Annotated in this window: 25 protein-coding genes and 2 other annotated features; of the genes, 3 read left to right on the top strand and 22 right to left on the bottom strand. The window is 41.4% G+C overall.

Annotated features, from left to right (window positions below; all coding sequences use genetic code 11):
- Positions 1–24: 24 nt before the first annotated feature.
- The gene (gene cstA / locus M2369_RS00620; protein ID WP_039168858.1) at positions 25–1,821 is read right to left on the bottom strand and encodes a carbon starvation protein CstA; all 1,797 of its coding nucleotides are present in this window, start codon (positions 1,819–1,821) and stop codon (positions 25–27) included.
- A 349-nt stretch (positions 1,822–2,170) separates the two neighbouring features.
- Positions 2,171–3,259 carry a M42 family metallopeptidase gene (locus tag M2369_RS00615; RefSeq protein WP_017358255.1) on the bottom strand — a complete coding sequence of 363 codons (1,089 nt, stop codon included), beginning with the start codon at positions 3,257–3,259 and terminating at the stop codon, positions 2,171–2,173.
- Between the two features lie 179 nt (positions 3,260–3,438).
- Between M2369_RS00615 and M2369_RS00610 the strand changes: the two genes are divergently transcribed.
- The gene (locus M2369_RS00610) at positions 3,439–3,843 is read left to right on the top strand and encodes a hypothetical protein (RefSeq protein WP_046527305.1); all 405 of its coding nucleotides are present in this window, start codon (positions 3,439–3,441) and stop codon (positions 3,841–3,843) included.
- 17 nt (positions 3,844–3,860) lie between these two features.
- Here the strand turns inward: M2369_RS00610 and M2369_RS00605 are convergent, their stop codons facing one another.
- The 4 genes from M2369_RS00605 to infC all read right to left on the bottom strand — a co-directional run bounded on the left by M2369_RS00605 (position 3,861) and on the right by infC (position 5,323).
- A complete protein-coding gene (locus M2369_RS00605; RefSeq protein ID WP_110487339.1) occupies positions 3,861–4,127 on the bottom strand; it encodes a DUF1294 domain-containing protein in 267 nt (88 codons plus the stop codon).
- A gap of 63 nt (positions 4,128–4,190) precedes the next feature.
- Positions 4,191–4,550: a 50S ribosomal protein L20 gene (gene rplT, locus M2369_RS00600; protein WP_007501659.1), complete on the bottom strand. Its 360-nt coding sequence runs from the start codon at positions 4,548–4,550 to the stop codon at positions 4,191–4,193.
- Positions 4,551–4,581: 31 nt separating this feature from the next.
- Complete coding sequence (gene rpmI / locus M2369_RS00595) at positions 4,582–4,782, bottom strand: 50S ribosomal protein L35 (RefSeq protein ID WP_003216324.1); 201 nt, start codon at positions 4,780–4,782, stop codon at positions 4,582–4,584.
- Positions 4,783–4,807: 25 nt separating this feature from the next.
- Positions 4,808–5,323, bottom strand: a complete 516-nt coding sequence (gene infC / locus M2369_RS00590) for a translation initiation factor IF-3 (RefSeq protein WP_024718649.1) — start codon at positions 5,321–5,323, stop codon at positions 4,808–4,810.
- A gap of 71 nt (positions 5,324–5,394) precedes the next feature.
- Positions 5,395–5,526, bottom strand: a sequence feature (ribosomal protein L20 leader region).
- Between the two features lie 345 nt (positions 5,527–5,871).
- Here infC and M2369_RS00585 point away from each other — a divergent pair.
- Positions 5,872–6,447, top strand: a complete 576-nt coding sequence (locus M2369_RS00585; RefSeq protein WP_259253270.1) for a DUF4352 domain-containing protein — start codon at positions 5,872–5,874, stop codon at positions 6,445–6,447.
- Positions 6,448–6,583: 136 nt separating this feature from the next.
- Positions 6,584–7,363 (top strand): HAD family hydrolase, encoded by a 780-nt coding sequence (locus tag M2369_RS00580; protein ID WP_024718651.1) that lies wholly within the window; start codon positions 6,584–6,586, stop codon positions 7,361–7,363.
- Positions 7,364–7,418: 55 nt separating this feature from the next.
- On the opposite strand, the gene M2369_RS00575 is transcribed toward M2369_RS00580, so the two are convergent.
- From M2369_RS00575 to M2369_RS00500, 16 genes are all read right to left on the bottom strand, one after another.
- Positions 7,419–8,339: a methyl-accepting chemotaxis protein gene (locus M2369_RS00575; protein ID WP_058336769.1), complete on the bottom strand. Its 921-nt coding sequence runs from the start codon at positions 8,337–8,339 to the stop codon at positions 7,419–7,421.
- Between the two features lie 171 nt (positions 8,340–8,510).
- Positions 8,511–10,451 carry a threonine--tRNA ligase gene (gene thrS / locus M2369_RS00570; protein WP_007501674.1) on the bottom strand — a complete coding sequence of 647 codons (1,941 nt, stop codon included), beginning with the start codon at positions 10,449–10,451 and terminating at the stop codon, positions 8,511–8,513.
- A gap of 45 nt (positions 10,452–10,496) precedes the next feature.
- Positions 10,497–10,744 (bottom strand) — a binding site (T-box leader).
- A gap of 43 nt (positions 10,745–10,787) precedes the next feature.
- On the bottom strand, positions 10,788–11,657 hold the full coding sequence (ytxC, locus tag M2369_RS00565; protein WP_259253269.1) for a putative sporulation protein YtxC: 870 nt from the start codon (positions 11,655–11,657) through the stop codon (positions 10,788–10,790).
- Positions 11,658–11,717: 60 nt separating this feature from the next.
- On the bottom strand, positions 11,718–12,356 hold the full coding sequence (locus tag M2369_RS00560) for a TVP38/TMEM64 family protein (protein ID WP_058336551.1): 639 nt from the start codon (positions 12,354–12,356) through the stop codon (positions 11,718–11,720).
- A 32-nt stretch (positions 12,357–12,388) separates the two neighbouring features.
- Positions 12,389–13,318 carry a primosomal protein DnaI gene (gene dnaI / locus M2369_RS00555; RefSeq protein WP_008346034.1) on the bottom strand — a complete coding sequence of 310 codons (930 nt, stop codon included), beginning with the start codon at positions 13,316–13,318 and terminating at the stop codon, positions 12,389–12,391.
- Positions 13,319–13,335: 17 nt separating this feature from the next.
- Positions 13,336–14,757 (bottom strand): replicative helicase loading/DNA remodeling protein DnaB, encoded by a 1,422-nt coding sequence (gene dnaB / locus M2369_RS00550; protein WP_259253268.1) that lies wholly within the window; start codon positions 14,755–14,757, stop codon positions 13,336–13,338.
- A 99-nt stretch (positions 14,758–14,856) separates the two neighbouring features.
- Positions 14,857–15,315 carry a transcriptional regulator NrdR gene (gene nrdR, locus M2369_RS00545; RefSeq protein ID WP_003216720.1) on the bottom strand — a complete coding sequence of 153 codons (459 nt, stop codon included), beginning with the start codon at positions 15,313–15,315 and terminating at the stop codon, positions 14,857–14,859.
- A 4-nt stretch (positions 15,316–15,319) separates the two neighbouring features.
- Entirely contained in the window at positions 15,320–15,706 is a 387-nt protein-coding gene (locus tag M2369_RS00540) for a hypothetical protein (protein ID WP_017358264.1), read from the bottom strand.
- 184 nt (positions 15,707–15,890) lie between these two features.
- Positions 15,891–16,271, bottom strand: a complete 381-nt coding sequence (gene speD, locus M2369_RS00535; RefSeq protein WP_003216492.1) for an adenosylmethionine decarboxylase — start codon at positions 16,269–16,271, stop codon at positions 15,891–15,893.
- 235 nt (positions 16,272–16,506) lie between these two features.
- The gene (locus M2369_RS00530) at positions 16,507–17,529 is read right to left on the bottom strand and encodes a glyceraldehyde-3-phosphate dehydrogenase (protein WP_144679819.1); all 1,023 of its coding nucleotides are present in this window, start codon (positions 17,527–17,529) and stop codon (positions 16,507–16,509) included.
- Positions 17,530–17,701: 172 nt separating this feature from the next.
- A complete protein-coding gene (gene coaE / locus M2369_RS00525) occupies positions 17,702–18,307 on the bottom strand; it encodes a dephospho-CoA kinase (RefSeq protein WP_024718656.1) in 606 nt (201 codons plus the stop codon).
- A gap of 13 nt (positions 18,308–18,320) precedes the next feature.
- Positions 18,321–18,953, bottom strand: a complete 633-nt coding sequence (ytaF, locus tag M2369_RS00520) for a sporulation membrane protein YtaF (RefSeq protein ID WP_007501684.1) — start codon at positions 18,951–18,953, stop codon at positions 18,321–18,323.
- A 174-nt stretch (positions 18,954–19,127) separates the two neighbouring features.
- Entirely contained in the window at positions 19,128–19,961 is an 834-nt protein-coding gene (mutM, locus tag M2369_RS00515) for a DNA-formamidopyrimidine glycosylase (protein WP_007501686.1), read from the bottom strand.
- A gap of 25 nt (positions 19,962–19,986) precedes the next feature.
- Entirely contained in the window at positions 19,987–22,626 is a 2,640-nt protein-coding gene (gene polA, locus M2369_RS00510; RefSeq protein ID WP_017358267.1) for a DNA polymerase I, read from the bottom strand.
- A gap of 254 nt (positions 22,627–22,880) precedes the next feature.
- Positions 22,881–24,623, bottom strand: a complete 1,743-nt coding sequence (pnpS, locus tag M2369_RS00505) for a two-component system histidine kinase PnpS (protein WP_259253267.1) — start codon at positions 24,621–24,623, stop codon at positions 22,881–22,883.
- Positions 24,616–25,344, bottom strand: coding sequence for a response regulator transcription factor (locus tag M2369_RS00500; RefSeq protein ID WP_007501691.1), 729 nt, complete (start codon positions 25,342–25,344; stop codon positions 24,616–24,618). The genes pnpS and M2369_RS00500 overlap by 8 nt, the downstream gene beginning before the upstream one ends.
- Positions 25,345–25,503 lie beyond the last annotated feature (159 nt).

Genomic DNA, 25,503 nt, shown 5'->3' with positions numbered 1-25,503 from the left:
TCTGAGCAAGCCGGCTTTGTTCATTTAGCCAGTGATTGGCGTCTCCATTCGAAGAGCTGGATCGCGCCAAATCTCGATCCACTTTTTAATAGCGAACACGATAATGACAAAACCTAAAATCAGCATAATCATCGAAAGCACGGCATTCAGTACACTGTAGCCAGATGCTTCAGGATTGAGATAGACATTCGCAACCATCCAATAACCCGCATAATTCACCGTCACATATAAGTAAGCAAGTGGAATTAAACAAGTCAACATATACCGTCTTTTATCCGCAATTTTTAATACAACCGTCGCCCCAATGATTAATCCGACCGAGGCCATTAATTGGTTTGACACGCCAAAGAGTGCCCAAATGGACCCAATGTCTCCAGAGTAAAGCAAGTATCCCCACATAAAACAAGCAAGTGCACTTGCAAAGACTGAACCTGGTACCCAGTCATTTCGTTTCAGCGGTTTATATGCTTCTCCAAAGAAGTCTTGGATCAAATATCGCGCGACACGGGTTCCTGCGTCAATCGCCGTTAAAATAAAGACGGCTTCAAACATAATCACGAATTGGAAGAAATAAGAGGCCAAATGACTAAAGAACGGAATACCCGTAAAGATGTACGCCATCCCTACAGCTAATGTAACAGCTCCACCTGTTCTTCCTTCTAAGTCAAGACCGATTTCTTTGCTTAGTTGAGGAAGATTCTCGACACTCATACCAAGCGTACGGAACACTTCAGGTGTACTATTAATTGCAAAATAATCTCCCGGATGAAGCGCAGTAGCGGCAATTAACGCCATGATTCCCACTAAACATTCTACGAGCATCGCGCCAAACGCCACCGGCTTCATATCACTCCAACGATCTAGCATTTTTGGCGTTGTGCCAGAGCCAACAAATGCATGAAAACCAGAAATCGCACCACAAGCAATGGTAATCGAAATAAAAGGCCATACAGGTCCAGCTAAGACAGGCCCTCCTCCATTTACAAACTCCGTAAACGCCGGAAATTGAATGGTTGGATTAACCACAAAGATTCCCGCAATCAGCGCGATGAAAACACCAATTTTCATAAAACTGCTTAAATAGTCTCTTGGTGCCAAAAGCAACCAAACCGGCAGGGCCGCAGCAAAGAACGCATAGATTGGCAGGGCAAGAGCAAGCGTTTTTGTATCAAGTGTTAACAAATCTCCAAGTGCTGTTCCTTGAATATTCGGTCCAAGGAATACCCCCAACATCAGTAATATGAATCCCGCAGATGTCGCCAGCTTTAAATTGCCTGTCTTTTTATAATAAAGCCCGACTCCCATCGCTATTGGAATGGTAATACCAACTGCAAAGGTTCCCCAAGGATTTCGTTCTAAAGCATGAAGCACAACCATGGACAGTCCTGCCATTGTAATTGTAATAATAAATAACATGGCGAGCCCTGTGCAAAATCCTGCCACAGGACCAAGCTCCTCTTTCGCTACCTCGGATAGTGATTTCCCCTTTTTTCGCATCGAAGCAAACAAGACCACAAGATCATGAACAGCTCCGCCAATCACCGCTCCAATTAAGAGCCAAAGGAGACCAGGTAAATACCCAAATTGTGCGGCTAAAATCGGACCAACTAATGGACCAGCAGCGGCAATTGCAGCAAAGTGATGCCCAAATGTGACCCATTTGTTTGTTGGCACATAATCTTTCCCATCCTCGAGTGCATGAGCCGGTGTAGGATGATCATCTGTGACCTTTAATACCTTCACCATCATAAACGTGCCATAGAGGCGATAGGCAATCGCTAAAATACACATCGATCCTATCACAATTGAAACCGCATTCATTTAATCATCCCCTTTTTATAAACAATTTGTTACAAATATAACATAAATTGAGTGATTTTTCTTTCTTTTAAAACCGAGTTGACAAATAGGAATAATTGATTTAATCTAAAATAAGCTTCACCTACTTCCATAAACTCTCTTTTGACAGAGCCTCAATTGGCTCTGTCCTTTTTATTGATTTCATCTTACATAAATACAAGATAGATCACATGTGCCTTCCTCACTAGAAAAATATCACTTCATTTACTGAAAACAGTTCTTTTGACACAACTTACATTCCAAAGTTCATTTCCTGGGAAATTCAACGCAATGAAAAAACCTTTCCCCATACTGAGGAAAGGTTTTATCATTAAGAACCGTACGTAATTTGTTCGACCGTTTTTTGATCAAGTCTTTTGATGACTTCTGTTAAAAGCTTCACCGCATTTTCATAATCATCTCGATGAATCATGGCTGCATGGGTATGAATATATCTGCTTGGAATCCCGATGGATAGTGATGGAACACCATGACCTGTTAAGTGAATACCTCCAGCATCTGTTCCTCCACCTGGCATGGAATCATATTGATAAGGAATGTTTAATTCATCTGCAGTTTGGACAACAAAATCGCGAAGCCCTTTATGAGAAACCATGGAAGCGTCGAATACGACAATCGTTGGTCCTTTGCCAAGTTTGCTTGTTGCTTCTTTTTCAGTAATACCTGGTGTATCACCTGCTACTCCAACATCAATAGCAAATCCAATATCAGGCTGGATGGTAGCTGCAGCTGTTTTAGCTCCGCGTAAGCCAACTTCCTCTTGGACAGTTGCTACACTGTATGCAATATTTTCATGCTGAGTATCCTTTAAATTCTTCATGACATCAATCGCTACTGCACAGCCGATACGGTTGTCCCAGGCTTTTGCAAGAAGCATTTTTTCGTCATTCATTACCGTAAACTCAAAGTAAGGTACGATTTGATCTCCAGGGAGGACGCCCCATTCCATTGCCTGTTCTTTGCTCGAAGCCCCAATATCAATGAACATATCTGTGATTTCGATTGATTTCTTTCGTGCTTCTGGTGATAAAACATGTGGCGGTTTAGAACCAATCACACCTGTAATGTCTCCTTTTTTCGTCACAATGGTGACACGCTGCGCCAGCATAACTTGAGACCACCAGCCACCGACCGTTTGAAAACGAATATAGCCTTTGTCATCGATTTTTGTCACCATGAATCCTACTTCATCTAAGTGACCAGCAAGCATCACTTTAGGCCCATTTGCATTTCCTTCCTTCTTAGCAATTAAGCTGCCAAGGCGGTCTGTAGAGACTTCATCCGCATATGTTTCTATGTATGACTGCATGACTTTTTTTACATCACGTTCATTTCCTGGAATCCCTTTTGCATCCGTTAGGTCTTTCAGCATAGTTAATGTTTGATCTAGTTTTGTCATTCTGTGTATCCTCCTTTTTCTTCATGGTGCATTCTTATTATACAAAACCTCTTTCGTTCAATACGATCTTTTTATGAATATTTTTTCGTTAATCGAAATATTTTTTTAAAAAAAGTTGAAACCTTTTGGCTTTCTCATTCGTAGTACATCAGATAACGGTATTGGAGGTGCATCCTGTCATGTTTGTCATCCTCATTAGACTTGCTCTTGTTGCATTGCTTGTCTATATTTTCTACATGGCGGTAAAATTCTTCTCAAACCCGAGAAGAAAGCTGAAACAAGCACAATTAAAAGAAGGCTTTTATTTTATGGACGAACAGCAAAATGCCCGCAAAAATTTTAATTTCGTCTATAAAGGTGTCTTGTTTGAAGGGGAGAAGCATGTTCCTTCTAAGGATCATCCTCTGTTTGTCCACTCCATTTACGTTTGGACGGAGTCACCTGAGAAGCTAAATGAATTCACATTAGAAGACTTTGAAAAACTTGAGGACAACATCATTGAACGGTATCCTCAAACAAAAATTGATTGGGATCAGCCCATCAAAAAAATCAAACAAAAAAAGGGAGCAGACACGCCGACTTAACGGCGTCTGCTCCCTTTTCAGATGAGATTGAGATAGACCAATATCACCAATTGGACAACAATTAAAGCAGGCATACCCATTTGAAAGGCAGGATGCTTCGTTTTATGACGGAAATACTGCATGCCAAGAAATGACCCAGCAGCACCAAAAAGTACTGCGACACTCCATAAGTGCGCTTCTGATATTCTCCATTTGTGTGCTTTCGCTCGGCGTTTATCCTCTCCCATGAGACAAAACCCATAGACATTGACCAAGATGAGCAGCATGATCAGAGCGATATTCATTGATTTCACCTCACATGATGAGAAAAAAAGATCACTCCTTGGCGGAATGATCTTTTATATGACTTACTTGTCTAGTTGTGCTTTTGCAGCATCAGCAAGCTGGTTGAATGCGTTTAGGTCATTCACAGCAAGATCAGCAAGCATTTTGCGGTTTACTTCGATACCAGAAAGCTTTAAGCCATGCATTAAACGGCTGTAAGAAAGACCGTTCATACGAGCTGCAGCATTGATACGAGTGATCCATAGTTTACGGAAGTCACGTTTTTTCTGACGACGGTCACGGAAAGCGTAGTTTCCAGATTTCATCACCTGTTGGTTTGCTACTTTATATAATCTATGTTTTGAACCGAAATAACCTTTTGCTAATTTAAGAACCTTTTTACGACGCTGACGCGACACAGTTCCGCCTTTTACTCTTGGCATTGTAATTCCCTCCTATGTTTCCTATTCCAGATTACTTGATGTTTGCAAGTTGTTGTTTGATACGTTTGAAATCTCCAGCACTTACGATTGCGCTCTTACGCAATTTACGTTTTTGCTTTGTAGATTTGTTAGCGAACAAGTGACTTGTGTACGCATGAGAACGTTTAAGTTTACCAGAACCTGTTTTTTTGAAACGTTTAGCAGATCCGCGGTGAGTTTTCATTTTTGGCATTGGATGTTTCCTCCCTCTGTTACTTTTACTTTTCGACTTTTGGTGCAAGCATGAGGAACATGCTGCGTCCGTCCATCTTAGGTTTTGTTTCTACTGTTGCTACTTCAGCGCAAGCTTCAGAGAAACGGTCTAACACGCGCTGTCCGATTTCTTTATGCGTAATCGCACGGCCTTTAAAGCGGATAGAAGCTTTCACTTTATCTCCCTTTTCAAGGAATTTGATTGCATTACGGAGCTTCGTGTTAAAATCATGTTCATCGATTGTCGGGCTCAACCGAACTTCTTTTAAGCTAATGATTTTTTGATTCTTACGTGCCTCTTTTTCCTTCTTCTGTTGTTCGAATCGGAACTTACCGTAGTCCATGATTCGGCAAACAGGTGGTTTTGCATTTGCAGCAACTAACACAAGGTCAAGATTGGCTTTCGTAGCAATTTCCAGAGCTTCCTGGCGGGTTTTAATCCCCAGCTGATCGCCATTTTGTCCGATCAAACGAACTTCACGCGCACGAATACCTTCATTAACTAATTGATCTTTGCTAATAGTGAGCCACCTCCATGAGATTTTGAATTGAGTTCACAATTCATTTTGACCATTTCGTTGTATGTTTTACAGGCAAACAAAAAGTGTGGGCATATAAAACACCCACACTGCGAACATTTGCATGAAAAAATAAATGTACGGTCAACCTGTCAACTACAAACATGTGTCAATCAGGTGAGAAGCGGGTGCTTCTGCTTGTGATATCTATTCAATTCGTTAACTATTCTACACAATTTTCATTTGTCCGTCAAGTAACCGAACTCTTGAAACAACTTTTTCATTTTAGCATGACGAAACGATTTGGGCAAGACTTATTTAAAAAGAAAATAAAGTCTCTTCAATTCCTTCAATATTTCATTAACACACCGATATAAATCAAGTTGTATACACAAAATAAACCAAAATATAAATCATATTCCATATAAAAAAGGATATTATATCTATTTTTTCAAAAAAATGATTGATTTTATAATCCTTTAGACTTATCATTGGTGAGGTATTCAAATTCATTTAATAAAAAATAAAATAAGGAAAAGTAGGGGATTTATTTGAAAAAGTTTTTTAAGATTGGGTGTCTTAGTATCATTATTCTCATTTTGATTATTATCTTTGTATCTTGTATGGCTGGGGGCGGCAACAAAAAAGATAATACACCAAATACTGGTTCTAAAAATGCAGTAACGAGTAGCGAAAAGAAAAATAATAAAGAAAAAACGCATAAAATTGGAGATAAAGTAGCAGTCGAAGACTTTACTTATCAAGTAAACAGCGTAACAGAAGCGAAATCTTTACAAAAACAGTATATGAGCGATGTAACGACAGACGGCAAATTCGTGATTGTTGAAGTAACGGTCATAAATACAGGTAAAAAAGATAGAACGGTAGATACTGAGATGTTTAGGTTAATTGGCAAAGACGGTACAGAATACAAATCACTCGCAACAAATAACATGTATGTCAATGATATCGATTCAAGTTTCTTCTTAAAACAAATAAATCCTAAATTATCTAAAAAAGGTAAAATTGCTTTTGAAGTTCCAAACGAAAAGAAATTCTCGCTTCAAGTCTCATCAGGACTAGGATGGACTGGCGGTAAGTATAAGACCATTGATTTATCAAAATAATGTAAGAGTGCACATTTTTGTGCACTTTTTTTATTACTAAATAATCTATTTAAACTCTAAAACTTCTATTGTAAAATGAACATGAGCCTGTCACATGCAATTGAGGGTAACTACATACATAACAAGGGAGAAGATCATGAAAGCCGTATTTTTCGATTTAGATGATACTTTGCTTTGGGATGAAAAAAGCATTCATACCACTTTTCAGGAAACATGCAGGGAAGCGGAAAAGAAATATGGACTTGATCCAGAATCGTTTGAACAGATCGTGCGTGAAGAAGCAAGAAAGCTGTACTCTTCTTATGAAACATATGATTATACTGTTATGATTGGCATTAATCCTTTTGAAGGACTGTGGTCTAATTTTAGTGAGCCGATTAGCGAAGGCTTTCAAAAGCTGAACGCCCTTGCACCAGAGTATCGCAAAAACGCATGGACGAACGGCTTAAAAGAGGCAGGAATTGACGATGAAGCATTTGGTCAATACTTAGCAGATTTCTTTGCAGCAGAGCGCAGAAAACGCCCGTATGTCTATGAAGAAACGTATCCTGTTTTAGAGCGCCTGAAGGGCACCTATGAATTACTCCTTTTAACAAATGGAGATCCTAGTCTGCAAAAAGAAAAACTTGCAGGTGTTCCGGAACTTGCCCCTTACTTTAATGAAATTGTGATTTCTGGAGATTATGGAAAAGGAAAGCCTGATCCTGGCATCTTTGAGCACTGCCTTCAGCTGTTAAATCTCACAAAAGATGACGTCATCATGGTAGGAGATAATCCAAAAACAGATATTCTCGGCGCTTCTCGCGCTGGCATCCAAACCGTTTGGATCAATCGTCATGGCAAGAAAAATGAAACAGATGTGACTCCAGATTATGAAATTAAAGACTTACACGAATTGTTTGATATTTTAAAATAAACCATAGGAAAAACACCCTTCTCCTGATCGAGATTGGGTGTTTTTTCGTTTTCGGCTATACAATTGCTGCTAAACTTTGTGCTTGACGATCTAAGCCGCGTGCTGCTTCTCCTACATTCATGAATTCCTCGCTTGCCTGCTTGACAAGATCCCGGTTTGTAAACACGCTTGTCTTTGCACGGCTTGTTCCGTTGCTGACCTTTTCAACTTCTAAATGGATCGCCTTCACATAACGATCCACCTTTACGATCGCTTCCTTTGAATCTGTCGCAAGCTTACGGATTTCTGCCGCGACGACACTAAAGCCATTTCCATAGGAACCCGCATGCGCAGCTTCTATAGCCGCGTTCAATGCGAGCAGCTGCGTTTGGGAAGCGATACTGTTAATCGTTGTAGCAATTGAGCTGATCGACTCCACCTGCTCTGTTAACCCTTCTAGCAAACTCATGTTTTGATTAGTTTCATTCGCAATATGTTCAAAAGAAGCATTTACACTTTGACTATGCTGGATGCCGATTTCCGCTCGCTCCATTAATTTTGCAGACATATCCTTTAGGTCTTCTACTACCTGCTTCATTGTGTTTTCTCTCTCCGTAATATCTGTTGCCACTTTCACGACAGCCACTACATTCCCCTCTTCATTGAGCACTGGTGTATACGTCGCTTCAAGCCATAAGGTGTCACCGTACTTCGTGATCCGCTGCACCTTTTCCTGAAACACTTGACCATTCTTCAAACGCTTCCAAAACATTTGATAACTTGCGTCTTCTGCAATATGCGGAGGACAAAACTGTCTATGCTTTAAACCAATCATTTCTTCCTTTGAATATTTCATGGCTTTTGCAAAAATATCATTGACCCATAGGACCTTACCTGTGACATCAAATTCAATCATCGCCAGTGAGTGCTCTAGCGCACGAAGCACAGCTGATTGCTCCAATACTTGTGTTGATAAAGTATTTGTTGTTTGAATCATTGCTTTCATTCCCCCCATTTGCCTCTCTCTAATAGTACATACTTACCCATACTTTCGTACTATCTAAACGTATCATTTGCGCAATTGGATCACTAGTGGAGAATTTTTTTCCATAAGAAAAAAGCCAGCAACCTCAATAGATAAGATCACTGACTGTTTCGTTCGCCTTCATTATTTTTTTGCTTCTGCGACTGCATGTTTCACAAAAGCTTCGAGGTCCATTGTTTCTGAATCTTGTTCCCCATATTTTCTTACATTGACCGCGCCATTTTCTGCTTCTTGATCACCGACAACCAGCATGTACGGAATCTTTTGCATTTGCGCTTCTCTAATTTTGTATCCTATTTTTTCATCACGACTGTCTAGTTCTACACGCAGTCCTTCAAGCTGCAAACGTTCTTGCACTTTTTTCGCGTAATCTAGATGGACAGATGGTGAAACCGGGATGACTTGGAATTGTACAGGTGCTAGCCATGTTGGAAGAGCTCCTTTGTATTCTTCAATTAAGAAGGCAACGAAGCGTTCCATTGTGGACACAACTCCTCTATGAATGACAACTGGACGATGGTGTTTTCCATCTTCTCCGATATATGTGAGATCGAAACGCTCTGGAAGTAAGAAGTCTAGCTGTACAGTAGACAAAGTCTCTTCTTTTCCAAGAGCTGTCTTTACTTGGACGTCAAGCTTAGGACCATAAAATGCCGCTTCGCCTTCTGCTTCATAGTAGTCATGTCCAAGCTCGTCCATTGCATCTTTCAGCATAGACTGTGCTTTATTCCACATTGCATCATCGTCAAAATACTTCTCAGTATCTTCTGGATCACGGTAAGATAAGCGGAATGTGTAGTCATTCAAGCCAAAGTCTTGATACACTTCTTCAATTAGGCGAACTGTACGAATGAATTCGTCTTTGATTTGATCTGGACGAACAAAGATATGGGCATCGTTTAATGTCATCCCGCGAACACGTTGAAGGCCGGATAAAGCACCTGACATTTCATAACGGTGCATTGTACCAAGCTCTGCAATCCGAATTGGCAATTCGCGATAGCTATGTGGCTCGTTTTTGTAAATCATCATATGGTGCGGACAGTTCATTGGACGGAGAACAAGATCTTCATTGTCCATTTCCATCACAGGGAACATGTCTTCTTGATAATGCGCCCAGTGGCCTGATGTTTTATACAATTCTACACTCGCAAGAACGGGTGTATACACATGCTCATAACCAAGGCGTACTTCTTTATCAACAATATAACGCTCAATGACGCGGCGAATTGTGGCCCCTTTTGGCAGCCAGAGCGGAAGACCTTGGCCCACCTTTTGAGAGTTCGCAAACAGTTTCAATTCTTTGCCTAGTTTACGGTGATCACGCTCTTTTGCTTCTTCAAGCAGACGTAAATGCTCGTTTAATTCTTCTTTGCTGAAGAAAGCTGTTCCGTAAATACGCTGAAGCATTTGGTTGTTACTGTCGCCTCTCCAGTAAGCACCTGCAAGGCTTAACAACTTGAATTCTTTGATTTTCCCTGTAGACGGCAAGTGAATACCGCGGCATAGATCGAAGAATTCACCTTGCTCATAAATTGTGACGGCTTCGCCTTCTGGGATTGCTTCTAACAGCTCTAGCTTCAATTCATCGCCAATTGCTTCAAAGCGTGCTTTCGCTTCTTCTCTAGAAACTTCAATGCGCTCAATCGGCAAATTGCTGTTAATGATTTTTTTCATTTCTTTTTCAATCTTTGGTAAATCTTCAGGTGTAATCGCTACATCGATATCGACATCATAGTAAAAGCCATTTTCGATGACAGGGCCTACGCCAAACTGGACGTGATGCTCTTTTCCATAAATGCGTTTGATTGCCTGTGCAAGCAAATGCGCTGTGCTGTGGCGCATAATATCGAGCGCTTCTTCACTCTTATCTGTGATGATCTCGATTGTTCCACTTTCTAACAGCGGCGTACGCAGATCTATTTCTTTGCCGTTCAATTTACCGGCAAGCGCTTTTTTCTTTAGGCCTGGGCTAATTGATGCCGCGATGTCTTCTGTTGTAGCTGTTTTGTCAAACTCCTTGACTGCTCCATCTGGAAATGTAAGTTGAATTTGTTCTGACATCTCTAGTCACTCCTTTTTTTGGCAATATAAAAACCCCGCCCCCTGGAAAGGGACGAGGTTGAATAAACGGAATCGTGGTTCCACCCTTTTTCCCGTATTTGCAGCTTGCTTTGTCAAAAGCAAATACGGCTTGTGGTTCAATAACGGGAATTCCCGTCAGCTATTACTAAACAGTTCACAGCTGATGTTCAAAGGTGGTAAAGCAAATGGTCCTCTGCTAGGAAGCTTTCAGCCACGGCTTCCCTCTCTTTAAGCGGGTGTTCATTTGTTCATGTCCTTATCAATACGGTCTCTGTATGAAGTTACACCGTATTATAAAACGTTTTTTCGTGAAAATCAAGAAAGCTTTTCACTTTTCTTTTCCAAATGACTAGGAACAAATTGAACATGCTGTTCCTGAAACGAATGAGAAGGGAATACCTCAACTCTTTCTTGAAAAATATTTTGAATGGTTTGCACCATCGAGTGACCTGTATCATCTGTAAATAGGTCAATCTTTTGTGGCGCAATGGATACAAGCGGTGCAATCAACTGCGAATCAATATACATTGGATGCTCTCTTACAAACTGTCTGTCTATGTATTGTTTTTGATCACGCTCAGAAGCGTACCGAAATTCCCAAATCATCAGGCGGTCCTGATGCACAACATGTACTTTTTCAAGCTTAGGTTCTCTTGACATCACATAGTCTCGAAGGGATTGAATAAAGTTTTGATATTCTTGTTCCATTTTATATTCTTCGATGGATACTTCAACATAGTTCTTCAGCCTTCTGTCATACGCTGAGAGCCTAAATGTCATAAATGAACCAATGGAAAAAACACCTTTCTGTAAAGAAATCGTCTCAAGCTCTTTTTTTAACAGATCCTCCCTCGGTGGGTCTTGATGAATTCCAGGAATATCATCTAGATCCCCTTTCATGATGCTATGGGCGATTGAAAGAATTTGGTGTTGCTCTTCTGGATCTTTAAATAAGTATGTGTTTTCAAGGATGCTGCGCATGCGTTCATTTTCTTTGCATTCCAAAAAAAAGTGAATCAGTAATGTCCGCACAATGTGCTCAATGGCTTCTCCTGATTTTTTCGCTTCTATGAGAAGCCGGTCTTTCCCTTGTTGAATCGAAATGTGATGCCGACTGTCAAAGTGTTCAGCAAGATGTAAAAAAGCGGCGGTATCATATTCATCTTCAAAGATTATTTCAAGCATGTTTGTCCCCCCTAACGACATCTGTTACATATATATGGGGAGAACATAAAAAATAGACGCCTAAAATAAATCAGGCATCTTTCTTTTTAAAATCAGTGGCACTGAGATAAAGATCAAATAAATCAAACAAACAATCGCTAAGGCGGCATAATTTCCGCTTACAAAGCTTGATCCAAGGACATTTAACGCCACAGTACCAGGTATCAATCCTAAAAAAGTCGCCGCCGCAAATGCACGATAATTCGCACGTGAAGCTGCTGCGGCATAACTGACAAAATCAAAGTGAATGGGCGCAATGCGTAATAAGAGGATATAAAGAAATCCATGCTCTTGAATACGGGACGTCACCGCTTTTAGCTTCCGATTGCTTGATTCGGTTTCCTGCTTGTTTGAACGGAAGGTTGAGGCAAGCAGGAAAGATCCTGTTGCACCTGCTGTCGCACCAGCTAAGGCATAAATGGTCCCAAGGACACTGCCGAATGCCAAACCTGCTGCTAGCGAAAAGACGGTGAGAGGGACAAGCACAAATGGACGAAAAAGTGATAAGAAAAGAAAGACAAAGGGAGCCAGCATCCCAAATTGAAGAATCCAATTCTTCACATCTTTCGGCGACAGTTGAAAATGCTGTTTGTTGAGCCACCATAGCACAGCAGCTAGAACCCCAATCACGAGGAAAAGCAGCCATTTTCTTTTATTCATTTCATCCGCTCCCCTTCACGTGACCTATCTTTTTATAAATGACGGCGATTTTCTCCTTCAAGCAGAACTGGTTCAGCTAGGTAGAGAATACGTTCCATTAATCGAGCTGCCTTCACCTCTTCTTTTTCCCCGCGCTGTGAGTACGTAAAGTGATGCTTTAACTCATTCGGTGAGAAATTAGAAGAGAAAAAAGTCGGCAGCTGCTCTGCCATGCGGTATTGCAAGATTGTTCCTAAAAGTTCATCTCGTACCCAGCTTGTCATCGACTCTGCTCCAATATCATCAAGCATTAAAATTGGTGTAGATTTGACCATATTCAGCTTCTCTTCGAGTGTATGATCAGCTAACGAATTTTTTAACTCTCTCACAAATTCAGGCACGTATACAAGGAGAGATGGATACTCTTTTACCGCTAGCTGCTGCGCAATCGCTGCCAGAATAAATGTTTTTCCGACCCCAAACTTTCCATGTAAATAGAGGCCTTTTCCCTTACCTGTTTCATCATAACTTTGCAGGAATTGACCTACTTTTTGAATGACTTCTTGTCTTCCAACCACATTTAAATCAGCAAACGTCGCTTGAAGAACATTCTGCGGAATGTACATGCTTTTCATGAGTTCTTGCTGTTTTTTCTGTCTATCAAGCCGCAGTTTGACAGGACAAGGGGAATATTCAATATCAATGCTTTGACCTTTGATCACAAGCTTCGGGTGATACCCGTCTAAAATGACATTTACATTCTCTTCCTCTAAGCAGTAAGAACAACCCTTTGATTGTTGTACATATTCAAAGAGCCTGTTCAAGCTGCGATTGATCATGTCTTCTTGGATGTCCTCTTGATGCTCCTTTAAAAAAGCTTTTACATCTTCATCAGCTAGGACACTTTCTTTAATCTGATTGTATCTCACGCGAAAATCTACCCGCCCTTTTAGCTGATCAAATGAACGACCGATCGGTTTCATCTCCATCTCACCTCACATTAATGTGCATTGTACTTTTTCATATTATTAAACTGATCTAACAATTTTTCTTTTTCTCGTTCGAGGTCCTCTGTAGACAAGTTATCTGTCTGTTCCTTTGGCTGTTCTTTCGTTTCAGCTTCCTTCATCCAGTCAGGCAGTTTCTCCTCGCGGATCACTTTTCCTGACCCATATGATTGACGCTTATTTTTTTGCTGCGCCCATTCTGTCATTTGCCTATTCTCTTCTTTGGCAATTTTCATAGCAGCTGCCACTGTTTTGATTTTCTTTCGCACCCAGTGGGCGGCGATTTTCTGCATATATGTTTTGGACAGTTTCATATCGGTTTTTAGCAGTGTATAGTAGATCAGGACATTCATGACCCCAGGCTCTAGCTGCTGCTCAAGCATAATATCTTCAACAATTCTTAAGTCTGCATACGTCGGCTCAATGCCATCTGCCATATCTTTTAGAAGCTCTCTAGGCGAAATATGATCAAGCTTTTCAATCAATTTCGCATCAGGCGCATCTGCACCTGAATTCTGCGTGACATTGTGACGTAAATGCCTTGGCTGTTTTTGATCAATCAGCTTCGGCTGTTCACCTCTGTATTCAATTTGATACCAGTCTCTCGCTGCTTTTCGCAGATCCTCAGTTGATATCATCTGATCTGAACCACAGGCACCTGCGACAATATTTTGCATTTGCAGCGGGGTGATGCCATAGACGACCGCTAACTTCTTAATTGTCTCTTTCACTTGCTTTGTCAAAGCTTTTCTCGGAATCATCATGTCCGACATACCTGCTAACAATAAATCAAAATCAAAAGATTCATCTGAAAGCGGTGCAGGCTGACTTGAGCCAACTGACACATATTCGTAGCCCTCGTCAAGCGATGACGCCTGATTGATTTCCTCTGTCATCTTGCGCTCTCCTGGCTGCAAGACGTGAAACACTTCTTCAAACGATCGGGAGATGTTCTTTGCATCAGCAGGAACTCCTGGATAAGAAAAATAATCACGAAGCTGCATATATTTTGCTTTCTCTACCCGATGATACAAAAGGACATTCAGCATACCGTCTTGGAAAAATTCATCCGGTCTCAGCGGCGGCACGAGCTCATATGTAAACAGTCTGCCTTCTTCCGTTTCCTGTTCATATGTGCGGAGTAATCCGATCGCTTCAAGCTTTAAGCGCTCCTCAAAAATATCATTTAAATTCGTTTGCAGCATCACCATCAGCTGACGGTGAGGTGCGGGTTTCCCCCACATTCGATTTTGTTCCAGCTCTCCCCACAGCGTCATGTATAAACTGAAAGCGGACATGCCAATAAGCGGCTGATATAAAAGAGTAACAAGCTGTCTATCGATGTCACCGAGCAATGAAGCGCTTTTGACGACATACGGATCGACGGCTAGCACTTCCTTCCAATGCTCTGTCATATGCTGATCCTCCCTTAATACGGTTGTCTTCATTGTACACTCTTTTTGCGTTTTACGCTTTACGCAGGAAAAAGAGCATGAAGAATCTTCAGCTCTTTTTTAGCGTTCTTTCTTTAATAAATCTTTTAATTCATCAATAAATACATTGATATCTTTAAATTGACGGTATACCGAGGCAAACCTGACGTAAGACACTTCATCAATTTTCGCCAGCTCGTCCATCACCATTTCCCCTACAAGCTCGCTTTTCACCTCTGACATGCCTTGGTTACGCAATTCCTTCTCGATGTTAAAGCAGACATCCTCGAGCTGTTTTAAAGCGACAGGACGTTTTTCACATGCTTTGATGAGGCCTCTCAGCATCTTTTCCCGGCTGAATTCTTCTCGAATTCCTTCTTTTTTCACCACAATCAATGGCAATTCTTCTAATTTTTCAAACGTCGTGAAGCGATATTGACAGCTTTCACACTCTCTTCTCCGACGGATGGACTTCCCTTCATCTACTGGTCTTGAATCAAGCACCCTTGTGCCAAGGTGCTGACATGTGGGACATTTCATTTCATCAGCTCCGATCTCTTCTTGGAAGTTGTTTGTCTAGTTCTTTATAAAGGGACAAAACAGCCTTTTGACTGTAGCCAAAGTCTGTGGGCAGTGCTGTTTCTGTTGTCACATTAAAATCGACAGCTGTTTCAAAAGGACGAATTGAAATGACAGTCGCCACGAGAAAAGCTTTTTTCGGCGTTCGTATGTTTGCGCTGATTTCACCTCGTTCTGCTGAAACAGATGTCACTTGATAGGAATCGTTTCTTGAAAGAACGGCTTCTACCGCTTGGAAAACTTGAGTTTGTGTCGATTTGTAGTAATGGCTTTTCAGCTCTGACACTGGATGATGGTCAGATGTTTCTGTATGATTTGAAATGAATCGTTTGAGCTTTTGTCCTAAAGTCATACACGTATCCCCTTTGTCATAAACCCTCTTCTTTATTTTATAAAAAAAACCTTTGTTTTCCTAGAACAAAAGTATAGACAGGTTGGATCATGCTGGATGTCGTGTATGGAACAAATATAAAAAGGAGCATAACACAAAGGCATTTAATGCTTTTGGCCAGCTCCCATTGCAATCTTTTTTATGTTTACAGTGCTTTGGCTTGCGCCTGTTTCACTTGTACAGGTCCCATGCCTCGAGGAATTTCGATGTTTTCTCTTGTTTCAGCACCTAGTTCATCTCCGATATGATCTGCTGCAATATTCGGATCTAGATCGCCGCAAGTATAAACATCTATGCTCGCATAACCATGTTCAGGAAAGCTGTGAATTGTCAGATGAGATTCAGAAATAATGACAACTCCACTTACTCCTTGAGGTGCAAATTTGTGAAAAGCAACCTCTCTTACTTCAGCTCCTGATTTCAAAGCTGCATTTACAAACGTTTTTTCAATAAAATCCATGTCGTTCAGTTTATCACAGTCGCATCCCCATAACTCGGAGATAACGTGACGTCCGATTGTTTCCATCATGGACCCCCCTTAAACAAGAATGAAAGAGTGAAGTTCTAAGCAGCCGGACCGGACATATACCACGGGGGAAAGTTAGTCCAAAGAGGTCCTAACCCTTTAAGTATACCCGAATGAGTCTGCGAACAAGAAGTTCACGAAAAATAGTATACTTTGTTTAGACCCATTTTGCAAGCTGTGTTTTTAGTGGGATTTTCTCTCATTTCTTGAAAAGGGACGTTCAGTCTTCTTCATTTCAAACAGCTGAAAGCTCTTTCATCTGGGAACCAACAAACTTTACAAGATCAACCACTCTGCAAGAATAGCCCCATTCATTGTCATACCATGCAAGAACTTTTACTTTTCTGCCTTCCATCACCATCGTTGTAAGTCCATCAACGACAGCAGAATAAGGGTTTGTGTTAAAGTCTGTGGAGACAAGTGGTTCATCGGTGTAATCTAATATGCCAGCAAGAGATGTTTTTGAAGCCGTTGCAAAGGCAGCATTGACCTCTTCTGCTGTGACATCTTTTTTCAAGTCGACCACAAGATCAACCATCGATACATTAGAAACTGGCACGCGAAGTGCAAGTCCATGTAATTTCCCTTTCATGTGCGGCAGCACTAAAGAAAGCGCTTTAGCGGCACCCGTCGTCGTTGGAATGATGGACTGGGCACATGCTCTTGCCCGGCGCAAATCCTTGTGGGGGTTGTCGATATTTTTTTGATCATTTGTATAAGCATGAACCGTTGTCATTAAACCGTTGTCGATGCCAAATTCATCATCTAACAGCTTGACAACTGGTGCTAAACAGTTTGTTGTACAAGATGCATTTGAAATAACGACATGCTTTTCAGGATCAAGATCATCCTCATTGACACCCATCACAATTGTAATGTCTTCATTTTTACCTGGAGCTGTAAGTACGACCTTTTTCGCTCCGGCATCTATATGGCCCATCGCTTGATCTTTTGAATTAAATTTCCCTGTTGCTTCGATCACGATATCAATCCCAAGCTCTCCCCATGGAAGCTGCTTTGGGTCTCTATTATTGAGCAAAAGCACTCTTTTGCCATTGACAATCAACGCATCATCTTCTGCTGTCACATCGCATTCGTAACGTCCATGATTTGTGTCATATTTAATTAAATGTGCTAGCGTTTCGGCAGGATAGCTTGCGTTCACCGCTACAATTTGAATTTGATCATCAAGCATTGCTTTTCTGAAGACCATGCGTCCAATTCTGCCAAACCCATTGATCGCTGCTTTTACCTTCATGAACAGGTCACTCCTCTATTATGTGTTATACTCAATAAATTTATTTATGAAATTAGTATATCACATTAGAATGTAATTGCCAGTATATAAACGTATATTTTCAAAAAAGGGCTGTTCTTTGCAATGAAATTGACGAAAAAAGCATAAAAAAAGAAGAGTACTGTATGTACTCTTACTTATCTGTATGTTCCCATTCGTTTAATATGTTCTCTAATTGCTTTCTAATAAAAGCAAGATCTTTTGTGTTTTCTATCACGCGGTCTGCTTTTTGGCACTTTTCCTCAAGAGGCTGCTGGGAGTGAATGCGATTCAGTGCTTCTTCCTCGCTCAGGTCGTTTCGATTCATGAGCCGCGACAGCTGCAATTCAGGCGTCGTGTACACAACGATGATGCGGTCGACTAGCCCTTCCAGCTTGCTCTCGAATAGGAGCGGGATATCAAGCACAACGAATGTTTCATTGTTGCTCACCCCTTCATCACGCTGCTCGAGCATTTCCTTTCTGACTTCAGGATGAACGATGGCATTGAGCTTTTTTCTTTTCTCTTCATCAGAAAAAATGATCGCTCCAAGCTGCTGCCGGTTCAGTTCACCATTTGGCAGAAGAACCTCTTCACCAAAAGTTTGAACGATTTGATGAAGGGCAGCCGATCCTTTAGAAACCGCTTCTTTTGCAATGATATCAGCATCCACCACCCGAATGCCTTTCTCTTTTATCATCTGCGAGACTGTGCTTTTTCCGCTAGCAATCCCGCCTGTTAATCCAATGACGAGCGTCAATTCGTTTCCTCCTTTACAGCTTCCACACCCCAATTAAAATGAGCAACAGCCCTGGTAAGCATGCGAGTTTATCGATCCAGCGCCAATTGGCCAAATAATGACCTGCACGCAGTCCGATGCATACAAAAAGAGAACTCATCACAGCGACCGTGATGCTCATGACAATTGGAGAAAAACCAAGAATCGCGGCACCAATCCCTGCACCAAATGCATCGATGGATAAAGCAATTCCAAGAAGCACCGCTTCCATTCCATTAATGGTGCCAGAGCGGTCAATATCTGCACTTGTAGGCTTTCGTAAAATATGAATGACAAGCCCAAGAGACTGCACTTCTACATTGAGAAGTGTTTTTTCATGAAGGAGCAAATCACGCTCTTTCGCTGGTTTATAAAATTGATACAGAACCCAAAGTCCGATGGCAATTAAAATGCCTCCACCCAGTTTATCTGTCACTGAGACAGGGAGGAATGTCGTGAGCAGGCTGCCAATCAGCATGGAAATGAGCAACACAATTCCTGAACAGCAAGCAATAATAACGATGGCTTTAAATGGAATCCTCATCTTGCGAAGACCATACGTAAAACCTACAGAAAAGCTGTCAATGCTGACGGCAATAGCTAAAAACAGAAGCGAAAACGAAATCATACCTGTACTCTTCCTTTCTGTTCATGCAACGATGATCAAGAGTCTCTAGGCGTCCTTAGACTCTTCTTCACTATATGAAGAGCAGGTGGGCTGTGTGTCAGTCTACACCTTGCTGAAAAAAGAATGTTTTTTATCGTATGCATGGCAAAAAGGAAGCATGCTGACGGCTTACCTTTATGAAGGGCGTTTTTGGCAGGTCACACAAAAATGGGTGCCGCGCCCTCCCACCACTGTTTTCTCTATGATACTGCCGCACGTCTGGCAAGGTTCTCCCCGCCGGTCATATACAAGAAGCTGTAATTGAAAAGTCCCAATATCACCTTGTGAATTGATGTAGGAGCGAATGGTGCTACCTCCTGCATCAACAGCCACTTGAAGCGTGTCAATAATATGTTTGTGGAGCACCTTGCAAGATGCAAGACTTAGCTGATTCGCTTTTGTTTCTGGATGAATACCTGATTTAAACAGCACTTCATCTACATAAATATTACCGAGGCCAACCACGATTTTTTGATCAAGTAAAGCCGTTTTGACTACGCGGGAGGTTTTCTTTAATTGCTCCCATAAATAGTCTGGTGTAAATGAATCTGAAAAAGGTTCATACCCCAGCTGTGATAGCGGAAGTTCTTTTTCTTCTTCGCCTGGCTGAAATAGATGCATCGTCCCAAATTTACGGACATCATGGTACCGAAGTTCGGTACCGTCTGTGAACGTAAAGACGACGTGTACATGTTTATCATAAGGCTCACCAGTTTCATGTACACGGTATTTCCCTTCCATTCTTAAATGGGAGACCATCACATAGTGGTCTAAATGAAAGAGTAGAAACTTCCCTCTTCTTTCAATGGTTTGAATGGTTTCTCCTACCATCCTTCTAGCGAACTCTTCCGGTTCCCCAGGACGTTTGATGATATTTGGCCATTTGATATCGACCGTTTCAATCGTTTTTCCTTTGACTAACCGCTGAAGAGTGCGCCGGACGGTCTCAACCTCTGGTAATTCCGGCATGCTCCTCGCTCCTTTTTCTCTCTCTTTATTTTGCGTCGTACCAAGATGGGCCTGAAGCGAAATCGACTTTTAGCGGCACATCGAGCTGAAGTGCGCTTTCCATGACTTCAGGGACGATTTTTTCTAATATGGCGATTTCTTCTTTTGGCGCTTCAAAGATCAGTTCATCGTGCACTTGCAATAACAGATTTGCCTGCAGATTCTCTTCTTTTAACTTTCGTGCCATATCAATCATCGCTTTTTTGATGATATCGGCGGCACTGCCTTGGATCGGTGTATTCATTGCCGTTCTTTCAGCAAAGCTTTTCACATTAAAATTACGGCTTGTGATATCTGGGATATATCGTCTGCGTTTAAGAAGCGTGGTCACATACCCTTTTTGTTTTGCTTCCTGCACGATGTCCTCCATATAGGTTTTCACGCCTTTAAAGCTTGTTAAATAACGCTCAATGAAGGCCGCTGCTTCTTTTCTTGTAATCCCAAGGTTTTGAGACAGTCCATAATCACTAATTCCATATACGATTCCGAAGTTGACAGCTTTGGCCTGTCTTCTCATAGAGGAAGTCACTTCTTCTTCTGAGACATGGAACACATCCATGGCTGTTTTCGTGTGAATATCCATATCTTGCGTAAAGGCTTCAATTAAGTTCTCATCTTGAGAAATGTGCGCGAGTACACGCAGCTCAATTTGAGAATAGTCAGCTGCAAACATGAGCCAGCCTTCTTTTGACGGAACGAACGCTTGACGAATTTTTCGGCCTTCTTCTAAACGAATCGGGATGTTTTGAAGGTTTGGGTCTGTTGAGCTTAATCTTCCTGTTTGTGTAAGTGCCTGATTAAATCTTGTGTGCACTTTATGCGTATCTTTGCGCGTCACTTTCATTAAGCCTTCCACATAAGTGGATTGCAGCTTTCCTATTTGACGGTAATGCAGAATGGACCGAATAATTTCGTGCTTATCTTCAAGCTTTTCAAGGACATCCGCAGACGTAGAGTAGCCTGTTTTGGTCTTTTTGATAACCGGCAGTCCTAATTTTTCAAATAAAATCACACCAAGTTGCTTCGGTGAATTGATGTTAAATGTTTCTCCTGCTAACCGATGAATGGTTTCTTCATATTCCTTCAGCTTCTTCGTGAGTTCTTCACCCATTTTCTGAAGACGTTCAACATCCACTTTTACTCCAAGAGATTCCATTTCACCTAAGATGAGGGCAAGTGGCAACTCTAAATCTTCATACAGCTCATGCTGATCATTCTTTTCTAACGCTTCAAGGGTCAAATCATGCAGCGCAGAGATCGCTGCTGCTTTTCTTCCAAGATGGTCTTTTAGCTCTTCTTCAGGTGGAATCGCCTGTTTCGCTCCTTTTCCGTAAACTTTTTCATCGGAAAGGGCTATGTTCAGGCCATATTCCTTCGCCACACTTGCAACGTCCTCATAGGATTTCTGCGGATTGACCACATAGGAAGCGAGCAGGACGTCGTTATCGACACCTTTTAGATCAACATCATGCCATCTAAGGGCAACAACCGCTCTTTTGGAATCAAAGACCCATTTCTTCTTCGTTTCATCCTGTACCCATTGTTTAAACGCTTCAGATTGCAGAGCATCTTCTTTTGTCATAAAAAATGCACCGTTCTCATTATGGATCGCAAACCCTATCAAATCGGCTTCGTGATAATTGTCTCCTAGCTGTTCTACCACAAGTGCAGCGTGATCTGTCAGCATGTCCTCCGTGACATCTGTCATTTTCTTCACGTCTAGTTCGTCTATTTCTACTGGTTCATCTGATTCTGGCGCTTCTCCTAAACGCTCTAGCAGCGTTTGAAAGCCCAGTTCTTTATAAAGAGAGATGACCTGCTCCATGTGAGGACCTTCATAGGCGAGCTCTTTGCTTGACACATCTATTGGTGCTTCTACGAGAATCGTCGCCAGCTTTTTACTCATCACCGCTTGTTCTTTATATTCTTCAAGCTTTTCTTTTAGCTTTTTCCCGCTGACTTCGTCAATATGATCAAGCAGATTTTCAACCGTTTCAAACTGCTTTAGTAATTTGATCGCTGTTTTTTCACCGACACCAGGCACGCCAGGGATATTGTCTGATGAGTCTCCCATCAGCCCTTTCATGTCGATGATTTGATCTGGTCTGAGGCCGTATTTCTCTTCAATATGGGCCGGTGTGTAATATTCTACTTCTGTGATGCCTTTTTTCGTAATGGCTACTGTTGTATGGTCTGTTGAAAGCTGCGTTAAGTCTTTATCTCCTGAGAAGATTTTGACCTCAAAGCCGTCCTTTTCTGCCTCTACAGCCAGTGTGCCGATAATGTCATCCGCCTCGTATTGCGGAAGCTCGTACCTTTTCACTTGATAAGCATCTAATAGCTCACGGATGAACGGCATTTGTTCTGATAGTTCTGGCGGAGTTTTTTGTCTTCCGCCTTTATATTCCTTAAAGGTCTCGTGACGGAAGGTGGTTTTACCCGCATCAAATGCTACGAGCATATGAGTCGGCTTCTCGTCTTCCAGCATCTTCATTAAGATCATCGCAAAGCCATAAATGGCATTTGTATGTACGCCTTTATCATTGGATAATAGCGGCAAAGCAAAAAAGGCTCGATAAGCGAGACTGTTTCCATCCACAAGTACTAATTTCTTTTGATCTGTCATCTTTTAATCCTCCATCGACTGAGCCGGCTCAGCCGTCTCTTTCGCACATTGTATGTTCATTTTATCAAAGTTTATTTTGAAAAGAAAATAGACGAGCCTGCATAAAAAAGGGACGAAAACAACAAGTGTTTTCGTCCTTCCAAAATTGGCTCCTTGGATGAAGGGGTTCCTATTCATCCTACCAATGATTGATTAACAAAACATGAATTCATTGTAAAGATCATGTAAATTTTAACGCCACTTTCCATTCTTCTCTATTTTGACTTTAAACTCACGGTAAACGTCGTCCCTTTGCCTTGTTTGCTATGAACAGAAATCGTTCCTTCATGTGCTTCGACAAGGTGTTTGACAATGGCAAGACCAAGCCCTGTACCGCCTGAGTTTCTACTTCTATCTTTATCAATTCGATAAAACCTCTCGAATATTCTTGGAATCTCACTCTTTTTCATACCGATCCCTGTATCTGCTACATCAAATTCATAGCTGTCTTTCCTCTGTCTTGCTGTGATCGTGACACTTCCTCCCTCTGGTGTATAGGTGAGGGCATTATTGATCAGGTTGAGGAAAATTTGTTTTAATCTCAGCGGATCTGCCATGACATAGACCGGCTCTTTCGGGACACGCACTTGTAGGTCAATGCCTTTTTCAGCAGCCTTTTGTTTTAGCAGTACTTCAATCTCTTGAATGATTTCTGTCGCATTGGCTTCTTGAATATTCAGCTTAAAATGCTGCTGTTCAATTTTCGAGAGATCAAGTAAGTCTTGGATGAGCGTTTCTAAACGAATACTCTCTTTTAGGATGATGGACAAAAATTGTGTCAGCGCTTCTTTATCGTCAATGGCACCATCCAGAAGTGTTTCAGAAAAGCCTTTAATTGACGTGATCGGTGTCTTTAATTCATGTGACACGTTAGCGACAAAGTCTTTTCGCATCTGTTCTAGCTGCTTTGTTTCTGTCACATCATGAAAGACAAGAACAATCCCTTTCCATTCATCGTCTGTACTTAAGATCGGGACACCATCGACTTGGAAATAACGGCGCTCGATGTCAACAGCGAGACGTAAAAACTTTCGGACCTTGGTTTCTGTCATGAAAATTTCGTCTATTAACTCAATAATCTCTTCATGGGTAAAGGCTTCATGATACAGCTTGTGCATGTAAATATGTTTTTGCACTTTGAATTGCTTGCGGAATGTTCGATTGACTAAGTGGATATAGCCCATTTTATCAATCAAAATAATCCCCGCTCCAATGTTTTCAATGACTGTTTGCAGACGATCTCGCTGCATTTCGCCAGCGCTTGTCATGTCTTGAAGACTTTCTGCCAGACGCTTCATTGATGTATTGAGTTCACTTGTTTCAATGATCAGCTCTTCATAGTTATTTGTATCATAGTTCCCTCGTTCAAGCTGTTTGGCCACCTTTGTGGCATAATCAATCGGCTTTACATACTTCATCGACATGCGATAGCCAAAGAAGACGATGATAATGATGGCCGAACCAAGACAAAAGGCTAATGCAAGCCAGAGCTGGCCGTCAATCTCATTCAAAGGCTGGAATGAAGCATGCAGAAATAAATATCCCGCCGGTTCGTTTTGTTTCATCATTGGAAGTGCATAATGAAACAGCGCATCCTTCTCATCCTCAATGAACGTTCCTTTTGTTTGGAGCTGCTCACTTTTCAGTGTGTTTAAAATGACAGCCCTTTGTTCTGCTTGACCCGTTGTATGTATGATATTCCCCTTCACGTCCACAATCGACGCATTCATATCGAGATGCTGCTTTGCTTGATTAAGAATCTTCTTGTTTTGCTCCGCATTCAAATCTTCAACATTCATAGAAGAAAGGAGAAAACTCGATTCCTTTTCCATTCGTTCGGTTAATTTTGTTTCATAGAAAATATGAAACATATGATCCAAGAAAAGACCAAGCGCAACAAACACAATAAACAAGAGAAAAATGAGCCCAGAAAAAAGGCGGGTTCTCACTTTACTCATTTGGCTTTGGCTCCTCCAATTTGTAGCCTAAGCCTCGAATGGTTTTAATATATGTTGGTTTTTTCGTGTTCTTTTCAATTTTGTCCCGCAAGTGGCTGATATGCACATCCACAATACGAGTATCACCTGCAAAGTCATAATTCCAAACCGCACTTAACAATAGATCACGCGTAAGGACACGGCCTTTATGCTTAGCCAAATAAAGAAGCAGTTCAAATTCCTTTGGCGTAAGCTCTAGACGTTCTTCTTGGAAATAGACTTCGTAATGTTCAGGTAAAATGCGCAGGTCTCCAATTTTGATTTGGTCTGCAATGATCTCTTCCTTCTCTTCTTGCACGGGAGCCGGCTGAGATTGCTGTGCTCTTCTCAAAATGGCTTTTACCCGAGCACCCACTTCTCTAGGACTGAAAGGTTTTGTCATGTAATCATCGGCTCCAAGTTCAAGACCGAGCACCTTATCAAATTCATCGTCCTTTGCTGTCAGCATTAAAATAGGGAACATCATTTTTTGAATTCTCAGTTGTTTGCACACTTCAATGCCGTCCATTTTCGGAAGCATTAAATCAAGCACAATCAGATCAGGCTGTTCACTTGCTGCTTTTTCAAGCGCTTCTTCTCCGTCTCTTGCTGTGACGACATCGTAGCCCGCCCTTTCAAGGTTATAGCTTAGAAGTGTTACAATTGATTCTTCATCATCCACAACTAATATTTTTTTATTCATGTTGTGCCTCCAATTAGTGATTTCCCCTGCATCCGGTTTTTTGTATCTTATGTGAAAAGCGAGAAGTCATGCTTTCTCTTTCATTTTAACGAAAGCTTAACAAGAGAACAATTTAAAATTTCGACAATATTGGCTTTGTAAACAAAAAGAAGACTCCTC

This window comes from Bacillus sp. JUb11 (genome assembly GCF_024807925.1).
Lineage (GTDB): Bacteria > Bacillota > Bacilli > Bacillales > Bacillaceae > Bacillus > Bacillus altitudinis.
Note: the sequence above shows the minus strand (reverse complement) of the source record. Positions and strands in the feature narration are given on the sequence as shown.

Bases quoted from the DNA above. Each gene is read 5' to 3' on its own strand.
- cstA (WP_039168858.1), bottom strand. From the start codon at position 1,821: ATGAATGCGGTTTCAATTGTGATAGGATCGATGTGTATTTTAGCGATT.
- M2369_RS00615 (WP_017358255.1), bottom strand. From the start codon at position 3,259: ATGACAAAACTAGATCAAACATTAACTATGCTGAAAGACCTAACGGAT.
- M2369_RS00610 (WP_046527305.1), top strand. From the start codon at position 3,439: ATGTTTGTCATCCTCATTAGACTTGCTCTTGTTGCATTGCTTGTCTAT.
- M2369_RS00605 (WP_110487339.1), bottom strand. From the start codon at position 4,127: ATGAATATCGCTCTGATCATGCTGCTCATCTTGGTCAATGTCTATGGG.
- rplT (WP_007501659.1), bottom strand. From the start codon at position 4,550: ATGCCAAGAGTAAAAGGCGGAACTGTGTCGCGTCAGCGTCGTAAAAAG.
- rpmI (WP_003216324.1), bottom strand. From the start codon at position 4,782: ATGCCAAAAATGAAAACTCACCGCGGATCTGCTAAACGTTTCAAAAAA.
- M2369_RS00580 (WP_024718651.1), top strand. From the start codon at position 6,584: ATGAAAGCCGTATTTTTCGATTTAGATGATACTTTGCTTTGGGATGAA.
- M2369_RS00575 (WP_058336769.1), bottom strand. From the start codon at position 8,339: ATGATTCAAACAACAAATACTTTATCAACACAAGTATTGGAGCAATCA.
- thrS (WP_007501674.1), bottom strand. From the start codon at position 10,451: ATGTCAGAACAAATTCAACTTACATTTCCAGATGGAGCAGTCAAGGAG.
- ytxC (WP_259253269.1), bottom strand. From the start codon at position 11,657: ATGCTTGAAATAATCTTTGAAGATGAATATGATACCGCCGCTTTTTTA.
- M2369_RS00560 (WP_058336551.1), bottom strand. From the start codon at position 12,356: ATGAATAAAAGAAAATGGCTGCTTTTCCTCGTGATTGGGGTTCTAGCT.
- dnaI (WP_008346034.1), bottom strand. From the start codon at position 13,318: ATGAAACCGATCGGTCGTTCATTTGATCAGCTAAAAGGGCGGGTAGAT.
- dnaB (WP_259253268.1), bottom strand. From the start codon at position 14,757: ATGACAGAGCATTGGAAGGAAGTGCTAGCCGTCGATCCGTATGTCGTC.
- nrdR (WP_003216720.1), bottom strand. From the start codon at position 15,315: ATGAAATGTCCCACATGTCAGCACCTTGGCACAAGGGTGCTTGATTCA.
- M2369_RS00540 (WP_017358264.1), bottom strand. From the start codon at position 15,706: ATGACTTTAGGACAAAAGCTCAAACGATTCATTTCAAATCATACAGAA.
- speD (WP_003216492.1), bottom strand. From the start codon at position 16,271: ATGGAAACAATCGGACGTCACGTTATCTCCGAGTTATGGGGATGCGAC.
- M2369_RS00530 (WP_144679819.1), bottom strand. From the start codon at position 17,529: ATGAAGGTAAAAGCAGCGATCAATGGGTTTGGCAGAATTGGACGCATG.
- ytaF (WP_007501684.1), bottom strand. From the start codon at position 18,953: ATGATTTCGTTTTCGCTTCTGTTTTTAGCTATTGCCGTCAGCATTGAC.
- mutM (WP_007501686.1), bottom strand. From the start codon at position 19,961: ATGCCGGAATTACCAGAGGTTGAGACCGTCCGGCGCACTCTTCAGCGG.
- polA (WP_017358267.1), bottom strand. From the start codon at position 22,626: ATGACAGATCAAAAGAAATTAGTACTTGTGGATGGAAACAGTCTCGCT.
- pnpS (WP_259253267.1), bottom strand. From the start codon at position 24,623: ATGAGTAAAGTGAGAACCCGCCTTTTTTCTGGGCTCATTTTTCTCTTG.
- M2369_RS00500 (WP_007501691.1), bottom strand. From the start codon at position 25,344: ATGAATAAAAAAATATTAGTTGTGGATGATGAAGAATCAATTGTAACA.